Source organism: Catenuloplanes atrovinosus, assembly GCF_031458235.1.
Lineage (GTDB): Bacteria > Actinomycetota > Actinomycetes > Mycobacteriales > Micromonosporaceae > Catenuloplanes > Catenuloplanes atrovinosus.
Genome location: NZ_JAVDYB010000001.1, coordinates 2,622,625 through 2,634,357 on the forward strand (window position 1 = coordinate 2,622,625; position 11,733 = coordinate 2,634,357).

At 70.9% G+C, this 11,733-nt stretch carries 11 protein-coding genes; 8 read left to right on the forward strand and 3 right to left on the reverse strand.

Translation table 11 applies throughout. The annotated features are described in order from the left end of the window. The first annotated feature begins 391 nt into the window (after positions 1–391). Entirely contained in the window at positions 392–2,146 is a 1,755-nt protein-coding gene (locus J2S41_RS11770) for a type VII secretion protein EccB (protein ID WP_310366689.1), read from the forward strand. Continuing rightward, on the forward strand, positions 2,143–2,781 hold the full coding sequence (locus J2S41_RS11775) for a LuxR C-terminal-related transcriptional regulator (RefSeq protein ID WP_310366692.1): 639 nt from the start codon (positions 2,143–2,145) through the stop codon (positions 2,779–2,781). The genes J2S41_RS11770 and J2S41_RS11775 overlap by 4 nt, the downstream gene beginning before the upstream one ends. A 75-nt stretch (positions 2,782–2,856) precedes the next feature. Here the strand turns inward: J2S41_RS11775 and J2S41_RS11780 are convergent, their stop codons facing one another. The 3 genes from J2S41_RS11780 to J2S41_RS11790 form a co-directional block, all read right to left on the reverse strand. After that, on the reverse strand, positions 2,857–4,038 hold the full coding sequence (locus J2S41_RS11780) for an iron-containing alcohol dehydrogenase (protein ID WP_310366694.1): 1,182 nt from the start codon (positions 4,036–4,038) through the stop codon (positions 2,857–2,859). Between the two features lie 56 nt (positions 4,039–4,094). Beyond that, a complete protein-coding gene (locus tag J2S41_RS11785; RefSeq protein WP_310366697.1) occupies positions 4,095–5,270 on the reverse strand; it encodes a condensation domain-containing protein in 1,176 nt (391 codons plus the stop codon). 116 nt (positions 5,271–5,386) lie between these two features. Next, entirely contained in the window at positions 5,387–5,680 is a 294-nt protein-coding gene (locus J2S41_RS11790; protein ID WP_310366700.1) for a phosphopantetheine-binding protein, read from the reverse strand. 531 nt (positions 5,681–6,211) lie between these two features. Between J2S41_RS11790 and J2S41_RS11795 the strand changes: the two genes are divergently transcribed. The 6 genes from J2S41_RS11795 (at position 6,212) to J2S41_RS11820 (ending at position 11,707) form a co-directional block, all read left to right on the forward strand. Further along, on the forward strand, positions 6,212–6,355 hold the full coding sequence (locus J2S41_RS11795; RefSeq protein ID WP_310366701.1) for a hypothetical protein: 144 nt from the start codon (positions 6,212–6,214) through the stop codon (positions 6,353–6,355). Between the two features lie 297 nt (positions 6,356–6,652). After that, complete coding sequence (locus J2S41_RS11800) at positions 6,653–6,940, forward strand: acyl carrier protein (RefSeq protein WP_310366704.1); 288 nt, start codon at positions 6,653–6,655, stop codon at positions 6,938–6,940. 15 nt (positions 6,941–6,955) lie between these two features. Then, entirely contained in the window at positions 6,956–8,182 is a 1,227-nt protein-coding gene (locus tag J2S41_RS11805) for an FAS1-like dehydratase domain-containing protein (protein ID WP_310366707.1), read from the forward strand. Further along, the gene (locus J2S41_RS11810; RefSeq protein ID WP_310366710.1) at positions 8,182–9,507 is read left to right on the forward strand and encodes a hypothetical protein; all 1,326 of its coding nucleotides are present in this window, start codon (positions 8,182–8,184) and stop codon (positions 9,505–9,507) included. The genes J2S41_RS11805 and J2S41_RS11810 overlap by 1 nt, the downstream gene beginning before the upstream one ends. Before the next feature lie 21 nt (positions 9,508–9,528). Further along, the gene (locus J2S41_RS11815; protein ID WP_310366713.1) at positions 9,529–10,845 is read left to right on the forward strand and encodes a DegT/DnrJ/EryC1/StrS family aminotransferase; all 1,317 of its coding nucleotides are present in this window, start codon (positions 9,529–9,531) and stop codon (positions 10,843–10,845) included. A gap of 28 nt (positions 10,846–10,873) precedes the next feature. Next, positions 10,874–11,707, forward strand: a complete 834-nt coding sequence (locus tag J2S41_RS11820) for a mycofactocin-coupled SDR family oxidoreductase (protein WP_310366715.1) — start codon at positions 10,874–10,876, stop codon at positions 11,705–11,707. Positions 11,708–11,733: the final 26 nt, after the last annotated feature.

The following is an 11,733-nucleotide window of genomic DNA, read 5'->3' on the forward strand; positions in this document are numbered from 1 at the left end:
GCGGAGTCGGCCAGCAGGGGCGCGGGTCGCCAGGGCGCCGGTAGCCAGGGCGCCGGTAGCCAGGGGCATCGGTAGCCAGGGGCATCGGTCGCCTGGGAGCCGGTCGCCTGGGGCATCCGCCGCCTCGGGCACCGGCTGCCTTCGGGATGGCCGGCCACTGAAAGCAAGCCGCGACCGCACCGCCGTGTCTCATCGGTCGGCGCGGGCGGTGGTCGAAGCGGCACGTTCTCGATGGTTCGATCGCTGGTGCGGCGATGTGGACGGGATGTGTTCGGCCGGGGCGGGACGTGCCGGCCGAGGGCGGGCGTGCCCATGGTCGAAAAAACCCGTGAACCGTTTTCGCGATCTGTACGGAGTAGCCGTAGAACGGGATCGGTTACGGGAGAACGCGATGTGGACGCAGCGGGATCAGCTTCAGGCTTACCGATTCCTGCGTCGCCGGATCGTCTCGGCGCTGCAGTTCGGAGATGCGAACCATCCGGTGGCACCGGGCCGTCGCACGGTGCTCGCCACGGCCTCCGGTGCCGGTGCGGCGCTGCTCGCCGCGGTCGCGGTGCTGGTGTACTCGGTGCTTCGGCCAGGTAGCGGCGTGGACTGGCGGCAGCCGGGCCAGATCGTCATCGAGAAGGAGTCCGGCGCCGGATTCGTGCTCGGCGCGGACGGGCTGCTGCATCCGGTGCTCAACAACGCGTCCGCGCGGCTCCTGGTCGGCGGTGGGCGAACGGTCACGATCCCGGCCGCGAAGCTGGCGGACGCGCCGCGCGGGCTGCCGCTGGGAATCCCGGGCGCGCCGTCCTCGATCCCGGCCCGCGACCGCCTGATCACCGGCCCGTGGGCGGTCTGTACCGGCCCCGGCCAGGAACCGGTCACGCCGAGCGACGCCGAGGGCGCCGCCGGCGGCGACGCCACCGATAACGCCGCTGAAGGCGCCGCCGGAGACGCGGCAGCCGCAGCCTCCGGAAACGACACCAGCGGTGGCGCCGGGAACGACAGCAGCGGTGGCGCCGGGAACGACAGCAGCGGTGGCGCCGGGAACGACAGCAGCGGTGGCGCCGGGAACGACACCAGCGGTGGCGCCGGGAACGACACCAGCGGTGGCGCCGGAAACGACACCAGCGGTGGCGCCGGAAAAGACACCAGCGGTGGCGCCGGGAATTCGCCCGACGGCGACGCCGGAAACGGCGCCGATGGTGATGGCGGAGTCGACGTCGACGGTGTCGCCCGGAGCGTCCGCGCCGCGGATGCGGGAACGCCGGTAACGGTGCTGGTCATCGGCGGGCAGGAGCCTCCGCCCGAGCGACTCGGTGACAGGGCGCTCATCGTCGAGGGACCCGACGGCGCCCGCCACGTGATCAGCGCGGGCCGGCGGCTGCCGCTGCGGTCGGGTGCGGCCGTGGCGCTCGGCTACGACGCGGTCGATCCGCGCCCGGTCACCCGGTCCTGGCTCGACGCCATTCCGGAGGGGCCGCCGCTGGAGCTGCTCGCCGCGGACGACCCCGGCGCGCCCGGACCGCGTGTCGGTGACGGCCGTGCCCGATCGGGCCAGGTGCTGCGCACCGAGGATGTCGGCGGCGAGGCCCGCTACTACCTGGTCACCGCGAGCGCCCTGCGCCCGATCACCGAGACCGAGGCCGCGCTGCTGGTCGGCAACCCGGCGAACCGGTCCGCGTACCCGGACGGCGAACCTCGCGCCCTGGAGACCCCGGCGGCCGACATCGCCGTGTCCGGGCTGGTGGAGCGGCGAGCGGAGACGCCCGGATATCCGGCGCGGCTCCCGGCGCCGGTGCCACCGGATCAGCTCGCGGTCCTGGTCTGCGCGACCGCGGACGGCACCACCTGGACCGCCGCCGACCCGCCGCTGCCCGCGGGCGCCCGGGCGCTGCCCGTACCGGAGAACCAGGCGTCCGCCGCGGACGCGGTCTGGCTGCCGCCCGGCAGCGGCCTGCTGGTCACCGCGGGGGACGGGGAGCAGACGTTCCTGGTCGGCGACCGCGGGGTCCGCCACCCGATCGCCGGGGACGACGCGGCCGGAGCGCTCGGCTACGACGGCGTCGCGGCCACGATTCTGGAGGAGTCGCTGATGACGTTGCTGCCCACCGGGCCGGAGTTGTCCGTCGAGGCCGCACGGCAGGAGTCACGGCGATGACCACCACGGTGTCCGTCATCGAGCAGCACCCGCTGTTCCGGCAGGCCCTCGCCGGCGTGATCGACGAGGTGCCGGAGCTGGTCCGCGGGCCGCTGACCGGGTCGGTCGACGAGTTCCTCGCGTACCGGGCGCCGCACGGCGTGGTGGTGCTGGACACGCAGCTGCCGGGCAGGGGCGGCGCCGGGGCGGTGCTCGCGGTCGCCGAGGCCGGGTACCGGCCGCTGGTGCTGTCCACGCAGGCGACGCGCACGGACGTGCAGGCCGCGCTGGCGGCGGGCGCGCGCGGGTTCCTGACCAAGTCGGCGGACGTGCCGGAGATCGCGGCGGCGTTGCGCCAGGTGGCGTCGGGCGGTCAGTACGTGTCCCCCACGCTGGCGGCGCGGCTGCTGCACGCGCCGGCTCCGGTGCCGGCACCGCGCACGGTGCTGACCGAGCGGGAGCGGCAGGTGCTCGCGCTGCTGGCGCACGGCGAGCGGGACGTGGACATCGCCCGCGCACTGACGATCAGCGTCCGCACCGTACGGTCGCACCTGGACCGGATCAGGGAGAAGACCGGGCAGCGGCGCCGCTCGGAGCTGACCCGGCTGGCGATCGGCGAGGGCCTGGTGCACCACCAGGGCCACACCGCGGCCTAGGACCGCAGCGGCGGTCCCGTTCCGGCGCGAGCCGTGTCGGTGCGGGAAGCGCGTCGACGTCCGGCTCGACGGGCCTCAGTGCGTCGCGGGATTCGCGGCGTTCCTGGGTACCTCGTCCGCTCGCCGGCGTGCGTGCAGCCGCGTTATGGCCTCCCGTACGGCGGCCACCTCGACCCGCTGGTGCACGCGAACCTTGCCGATGCGCTCGGGCACCGGAAGGTTCAGAACGCCCCCTCGCTGCCGGCTGACGGCGTCCATCGCGTCGATGACCAGGTCTGGCTGGATGAGCTCATGGCATACCGGCGAGCCGACGCTCCGGATGACGGCGTGGATCCGATCGCGTTCGCTCGGCGGCAGCAGGCTCAGCACGGTCGAGTACTCGGCCATCAGGGCGATGTCGATGCCCACCGCGATCCCGTGTGGCAGCAGGCCCTGCATCTCCAGCGGCGTCGCCAGCAGGTGGCCGAGGTCGACCTGCCGGTTGAGTTGATGCTCCCGCAGGTTGGGCTGGAGATGCCGCAGCATCGAGGTGATGGACAGCCGTGTCACGGTGAGCGATGACGCGCTCTGGAACCCCGTCTCGAGCATCTCCTGGGCGGAGCGTTCGAGGTTCTCCCAGAGCGCCCCTCCGTCGATGACGGCCATCTTCATGATCTCCATGAGCCCGGCGCGGAGCGTGTCTGCCGAGCACCCTTGGATCAGTGCGAGGTCGAGGCCCACGTACAGCGGCGCGAAGTAGACGCCGACGCTGTTCTTCTTCCGGCCGCGGTTGAGTGCCCCCTTGACCCCGATGCTGGCGTCGACGTACGCGGTCGGCGTGGTCGGGATGATCGCCAGCGGCATGCCCTTCCAGACCCAGGCCGCGACGCACCTACCCAGATCGGCGACGGCGCCGCCGCCGACCACGACGACGAGGTCGCGGCGCTTCGCGTTCGCCTGTACGGCGTCGGCGAGGCGATGAAGCTCGTCCGTGCTCTTGCAGCCCTCACCGCCGTCCACGACGTACAGCCAATTGTGCACGCCCGCGTCGGTGAGTTCCTGGGCCAGCGCGCGTCCGTACTTCTCGGCGCCGGAGTCGACGATGAGGTGCTGACGCGGGGACAGTGCCGCGATATCCCCACGGCGCAGCAGGCCGGGCCGCTCGTGGATGGTGTACTGCATGCCTTCGCCGCGGTGGCGCACGCACCACTCGTACTCGGCACCGCGGCGGAGGTGGACGCCGTCCGGCCCGCGAACGGGAGATCCGAACTGGCTCACGTGCGGGCTCGATGATCGGCGGGGCCAGGTGAGTCCCATGATTCTCGCGCTCAGCGTCATCGAGCGGTGGCCCAGGTCTCGAGCAGTTCGCGCATGCGCTCGCCGAGCGCGGTCGCCGCCCCGGCCTCGAACCAGCGGTCCTTGACCGAGATGCGGACCTGGAGACCCGCGTCGGACTCCGCGCCGTGCACCACGACGGTCCGGTAGCCCCAACCGTCCGACATCGGCAGCTCCGTCATGGTCAGGCCGGGCACCGGCTCCGCGGGAAAACGCTGCTCCAGCGTGGCACCGGGGTTGAACGCCGCCGTGGGATGCGGGCTCGGCCTGCCGAACTGCTCCGGAGCCATGCGGTTGATCAATACGCCGAGCGACACCTGGGAGAAGTCCAGCGCGGTGGCGAAGGCCTCACCGAAACCGGCTATGAACGCGGGCCGGCGGACGTCGTCGGCGTGGGTCGCCACCACGACGTTGTCCGCCAGCCAGCCCTGGGTCCGGTGCAGTGATCGGCTCGGGCGATTGGCCACCGCCAGGGTGGTGCCGACGTCCTCCGCACCGGTGAGCTCATGCAGGGCACCGGCGAGCGCCGCGTGGGCCAGGACCGAGGGGGTCAGGCCACGCAGCATCCCGGTTCCCTGCAGCCGAGCGAAGGTGTCGGCGTCCACGGTGAAGCGATGGCGGTGAACCCGGGCGTAGTTGGCGCCGCTGAAGCGTTGCCCCGGGATCGGTGCGGGCGGCTGCGGGCCGATCGGCTTCAGCATCGCGATCCGCTGCTCCACCGTCTCCACTCCGGCGGGTGTCTCCAGCCACGCGTTCTCCTGCTCCACCAGATCCGGGAAGGTGACCCGGATCGGCGGCAGGGTCACGTGCGGATCGCGGTAGAGACTCCACAGCTCGACGATGAGGATGTGAGCGCTCCACGCGTCGCAGGCGATGTGGTCGGCGGCCATGCCCAGCAGGGTCGTCGAGTCGTCGACCGGGATCGCGTGCAACCTCGCCAGCGGCCCGCGCGTGAGGTCGAACGGTGCGCGCAGCACCGTGGCCAGTTCATCCGTCGCATGCTGTGGCGTCCTGGAGGAAGCGGGGAGCCGTGACAGGGTGAGCGCGGTGCGTACCGGCTCCTCGATGTGCCAGTGGTCGTTGGCGAGGTCGAAGGAACTGCCGAGCACCGGGTGGCGACGTTGGAGGAGGTCCCATGCGTCCGCCAGGCGGGCCAGGTCGAGTTCGCCGTCCACCCGTACCGCCCACATGACCTGGTCCGGGTTCACCAGGCGGTCCTCGGCCTGTTCGTTGCGGATCATGCCGAGGCGGTGCAGCATCTTCAGGGAGGGGCGGCGCGATGACCGGGGCATCAGGACCTCTCGGTGGTCACGGCGCTGTCGGCGCCGGATGGCAGGGCGAACAGGGCCGGGTCGATGACCGCGGCGGCCAGGTCGGCCAGGACGGGTCGTCGCAGCACACCGGAGGCCGGCATCTCCAGGCCCGCTCTGCGGGACTCCGTCGCCGCCTCGAGCGCCAGCAGCGAGTCGCCCCCGAGCTCGAAGAAGTCGTCAGTGTCGGCGATGTCGTCCGGCACCAACGCGAGGGTTTCCGCCCATACCGCGCGCAATGCGGCTATCCGGGCGCTGAGCTCAGGGTGTGGCATCGTTCCTGGCCTTCCGCGACGAGTATCCGCAGCTCACACATTCCCACGTGCACTGGTATCGGTGAGCGTCGTGAACGTGTCGCCCCGGAACGCGCCGTTGCCGCCGGGGCGGAAAGGTTGGGTCGGTCCCTGCCGCCGGCAGGGTGAGGTGGCGCTTATCGCGCATGGCAGTGGCAGTGAGATTCGGCCCAGGGGGCACCGCATCTGGTTTGCAGATGCTCAGCACTCTACAGTGGTCGGACGATCGTGCCTAGCGTCATCGTGGTGACGGATGCCAATGTTGCGCTTCCGGCGCTATCGATTTCAACCTATGCTGCTGACTGCGGCGAAGCCCGAGCATCGTGCGCTCCACCCCGGGTGACGTGACCGCTGGGGCCGACGCGGCACGCCATCGGGCGGTGGCGCCGGCCGGTGGGGCGAGGGTCGCGCCGTGGTGCCGGACGCCTCGTCGGACCGAGTCGACGGTGCAAAACCGCTGCTCGGAAGCCTGATGACGTGGATGGGGCGGATGCGGGCCGGTGCCCGCCCCTGATGTCCGCATCCGTGGCCACATCGCCGGTGGTCATTGCATTCGCCCTGATCCGGCGCCGCGGCCACCAGCCGGCCGATGTGGTGTTCGGCCTGCTCGGCGACCTATTAGTGGAGTCCGCCGGATGGGCATTGTGGGGCCTGTAGCGCCCTTGACGGCAAGAAAGGGAAGTTGCTACGTTCCTTTCGCGAGGCCTGCGGTGGCACTTGTGTGGGCGGGGCGCGACGATCGACGGGGCGGTGTGGCGAATCGTGCTTCCCTTTGAATCCTAGTCGCTGTGCCACCCCGTTCGGTGCCTTGAATTTTGCTATTACGTCCATTCTTCTAATGGCGGCCGAGGAATGCTGTGCCCGGCGCGGCCGTCCTTCACTCGCGCTTTGTCTCCATTGGTCGATGTGGCGAACCGACGCGTCGGTATCTTCGCCGCGGTAGGAGAGAGGAACATGGTGCCCCCGAACCCTGGTAATCCCGGTCCGGATCGCAACGAGGCCGAATTCGAGCGCAGGCTCGCGGACGCGTTCCGAACCGGCCTCGATCTGCCGTCCGGCATCGATGTCACGACGCTGGCGTTCGGTCAGCACCGCAACTGGGACTCCCTCGGCCACATGTCGCTGATCGTGGCGCTGGAACAGGAGTTCGGCATCAGGCTCGTGGACGACGGGGTCCTCGACATCGACACCTATGCGACGGCCGCGAGCGCCGTGCGATCCGAGCTGCACCGGAGCGCCTGACGGCGCACCGCGATTGTGCAGCGTCCGTCGAGAGGCCGAGGAGTGTCGATGCAGGATGACGGTTCACAGCTCACCGCGACAATGCCGCCGCGAGGCGACATCGCGATGGTGGCCACACGCAGCAGCCGCTTGATCGGGTGCCACGCCCCCGACGCCGAGCCCGGAGTCGACGCCGCTGACTGGCTGAGTGTCACGCGCTTCGCCGAGGTCTCGAGCGACGACAATCCGCTCTACACCGACGTGCGATACGGAGCCGCCTCGCCGCATCGCACCATGCTGGCGCCGCCGGCCTTCGTCCTGGCGCTTCGATCACCCTGTTCGACCGGGGCACTCGACCTGATCCCGAACGAACTCGTCAGCCGCGTCGATACCTTGGAGGTGACCTGGTACGACACCATCCGCCTCGGCGACCGTCTGGCCGGCCGGGTCCGGGTGGACGGGGTCGGTCACCGGGCGGAGCCGGGAACGGCGGACCAGGTTCGGATCACCTCGACGGCCGAGTACGAGCGGGACGGGGTGCGCTTCGCACTGGGACGCGCCGAGGTGTCGATCAGTGCACTCCCGACGCACGACGTCCGGCCGATCCACCGCTACGGTCAGCCGGAGATCGACCGGATGAGCCGGGAGCTCGACGATGAGGCGGATCCGCGAGGACCACGACCCCGTCACTGGGGAGACGTGCGGATCGGCGACGCGCTGCCGTCCGTGCTGCGCGGCCCGTTGACCATCTCCGACCTCGAAGCCTGGGTGATCGCCGCCGGCCGGCCGGTGCGTGCGGGCAATCTTCAGCAACGGTGGCTGGCCGAGCGCGACGGACGCCGCCGGGCGCACCCGCTCACCGGCTGGCCGGCGTGGGACCGCGCTGAGGCCGCGCTGGATTCCGCCGTCACCGAACCCGCCGGCCCGGCGGCTCCGGCCGAGCTCCTGTTCACCCTCGCCTGCCAGCTCGTCACCAGTTGGATGGGCGACGACGGATTCCTGCGAAGCCTCAGCCTGCGCGTCGGTGAACCGTTTCGATACGGGGACGCCGTACGGCTGAGCGGCTCGGTCAGGGATCTGTACCGGCTCACCGGGGCGGACGGGCGGGGATATCACGCCGCCGCGGTCCGGATGACCGGCGTGAATCAGCTCACCCAGACCGTGTTCGAGGCGGACGCCGTGACGCTGCTCCCGCAGCCCGGCCGGCCGGTTCACCTCCCCGTTCCGGCCGTGCTCCACTGCGACGTCACTCAGGAGCGCTGATGCAGACCTTCGATGAGGCCGTGGCCGAGTTCGTCAAGCAGAGCGAGGAACTCCTGCATCAGGAGAGTCCCGAGGACCGTCCCGCCCCCGCGCCCGCTCCGCTCGATCCGAGCGCGGTGCCGGTGCCGAGCCTGCTCCAGCTCACCGAGCCGCTGATTCGCCGATATGCCGGTGCGATGGGCGAGGACAATCCCCTCTACGTCGACCCCGCCTACGGCGAGCGATCCTGGCTGGGCAGCCAGATCTGTCCCGGCACCATCCTCATCCACGTCCGTTACCCGGGTGACCACGGCGCGCAGCGTCCGCGGGGATACCCGGTGGCGAACTTCCTGTCCGGGGTGGCGTGGGAGTTCTACGACGTCCTCCGCCCCGGCATGCGGTTCGGATCCTCCAAGGTGCCCCGGGAGCTGACCGTCAGTCGCGGGCGCCTGGCACCGGCGATCTCCCACCACTCCGAGACGTTCTACTGGGACAACTCGCGGGCGCTGGTGGCGAAGGCCTACGGCCGGCTGCTCCACCTGCCCGTCCCGGAGATGGGGGACAGCCGGATGATCCCCGTGGAACGGCTCGGTGAGCGCCTGTTCTACGACCGGCGTCCACACGCGTACACCGCCGAGCAGATCGAGCGCCTCCAGGCCTTGGCGGGCGGCGAACGGCGTCGTGGCGGCTCGCCGCTGACCTGGGAGGAGATTCAGGTCGGGGACAGGCTGCCGGCGATCGTTCAGCCGCCGTACACGATGTGGGACGAACTGCCCTACCAGGCGATGGATCACGGCCTGGACGCCGCGTTCGACGGGTCACGACTGGTGCGGGCGTTCCGCCCGGGCTATCTGCGCGCGCGACGCAACCCGGACTTCGCCCGCGTCCACCCGGTGACCGGCTGGCCGTACACGCCGTACGACGAGCACGAGGACCGCTTTCTCTCGCCGTACCGATGTGAACCGCTGCCGTTCGAGTTCGGCATCCAGCGCGCGCAGATCCCACTCCGGCTGCTGACCAACTGGGCCGGGGATCACGGTTTCGTGCACCGCATGTACACCTCCATGCGCAAGCCGGTCTTCTACGGCGACGCGGTCGTCTTCACCGGCACGGTGGTGCGGAAGTACCTCGCCGAACGTACGGACGGCGTCTCCCGATCAGTGCGGTACCCGGCCGCGGCCGTCGAGATCGTCGGAACCAACCAGCGCGACGAGGTTCATTGCCTGGGATATGCGACGGTTCTGCTGCCCTCCGAGGTCCATGGGCCACTGACGCTGCCCGTACCACATCCGGACCGGCCCGCGTACGTGCCGTTCGACGAGCACCGGCGCGCCGACTGGTTCTGACCGGCGGGGAGAGGAGACGGGATGGCAACCTCGAGTGCACTCGCCATCGCCGGCGGGCAGCCGGTGATCGCCGAAGACGTCCACGTGGCGTGGCCCGACATGGATGAGGCGGACCAGCGGGCGGTCGAGCAGGTCCTGCGCGGCCGGGTGATGGCCGGTCCGCACGCGCCGCAGCTGCGGGCGCTGGAGGAGGAGTACGCGGAGTTCGTGGGGGTTCGGCACTGCGTCGCCACGAGCAGCGGCACGGCGTCGCTGCACGCGTCGCTGGCCGCGGTGGGTGTCGGGCCCGGCGACGAGGTGATCATTCCGGCGTACACGTTCTCCGCCTCCGCCTTCGCCGCCATGCACCAGGGCGCCACACCGGTGTTCTGCGACGTCGACCCGCTGACGTACAACCTGGACCCGAACCTGATCGAGCCGCTGATCGGCCCGCGTACGCGGGCGATCATGGCGGTGCACATCCATGGTCAGCCCGCGGACATGGATGAGATCAACGCCGTCGCGGCCCGGCACGGGGTGCCCGTGGTGGAGGACAACTCACAGGCGCACGGTGTGCGCTACCGCGGCCGGATGACCGGCTCGCTCGGCCAGGCGGCCGGCGCGAGCATCAACTGGTCGAAGAATCTCGGTGTCGGCGAGGGCGGATTGTTCACCACCGATGACGACGAGGGGGCACTGGTGGCGCGGCGGCTGGTCCTCTACGGCGAGGACGTGCCCGCGGGAGCGCCACGGCCGTACTGGTCACACGGTGTCGGATACAACTTCCGCGGTCAGGAGATGGTCTGCGCCGTCGGGCGCACCAGGCTGCGCCGGCTGCCGGAGCACAATGCCCGCGCGCAGGCCAATGCCGCCCGGCTGACCGCGGGGCTGACCGGGATCAAAGGACTGCGACTGCCGTACGTGGCACCGGACCGGGAGAGTTCCTACTGGCGCTACCAGCTTCAGGTCTGCCCGGAGGACATCGGGTTCGACGGCGACCCGCGTGACCTCCGGGACCGGATCATGCGAGGGCTCACCGCCGAGGGACTGGAGGTTCTCGTCTGGCAGCCGCAGCCCGTCCCGGCCCAGCCGGCTTTCCGCCGCAGGGCCCAGGTCTGGCAGCCACGAACCGACGCGGAGCGCCTCCGGCCGTGGGATCCGGCGCGGTTCCCGGTCGCGTCCCGCCTGTGCGACGTCAGCCTGAGTCTCGGCACCTGGCTGCGCCCGCTGGCGGTGCAGGAGCCGTCGCTGATGGACAGGTACGTCGAGGCGGTCGAGAAGGTGATGGCCGATCTGGACACCCTGCTGTCGATACCGATCGATCCCTATCCGCGGATGACCGACACCGACCGCCGATGACGGCGCGGCGACGAGGAGGGAGACGGCGATGAGCCATCGTGCGGAGGGAAAGGTCGCTCTCGTCACCGGGGCGGCACGGGGGCTGGGGCGCGACCACGCGGTCCGGCTCGCCGAGGAGGGTGCCGACCTCATCGTGGTGGACATCTGCCGGCGGGTCGAGTCCGTGCCGTACGGGATGCCGGCGGCGACCGATCTCAGTGAGACGGCCGGCCTGGTCCGGGCGCTGGGCCGGCGGGTGGTCGTCGCCGAGGCGGACGTCCGTGACCCGGCCGCGATGGGCGAGGCGGCCCGCCGCGGTGTGGAGGAACTGGGCCGGCTGGATGTCGTGCTGGCGAACGCGGGCATCATCTCCTACGGCCCGGCCATGGAACTGACGGAAGCCCAATGGTCGGATGTGCTCGACACCAACCTGACCGGCGCCTGGCACACCGTCAGGGCCTGCGTCCCGCATCTGATCGCCGGTGACCGTGGCGGTTCGATCGTGCTGACCAGCTCGACCGCCGGGCTCAAGGGCACCGCGAACATCGCCCACTACGCCGCCGCCAAACACGGCCTGGTGGGGCTCATGCGAACGCTGGCACTGGAACTCGCCCCGCACCGTATCCGGGTCAACGCGGTGCATCCCACCACCGCCAACACACCGATGGTGCACAACCCGGCGAACATGCGGATGTTCCTGCCGGACCGCGAGGCTCCGACGGCCGAGGAGTACGTAGCGGCCATGACCGCGCAGAACGTTCTGCCGGTGCCATGGGTCGAGCCGCGGGACGTGTCCAACGCCGTGCTCTTCCTCGCCTCGGACGAGGCCCGTTACATCACCGGTGTCTCGCTTCCGGTCGACGCCGGCTGGCTGCTCCGGTGACGCCCGCCGTTCCCCCGTCCCCCGTG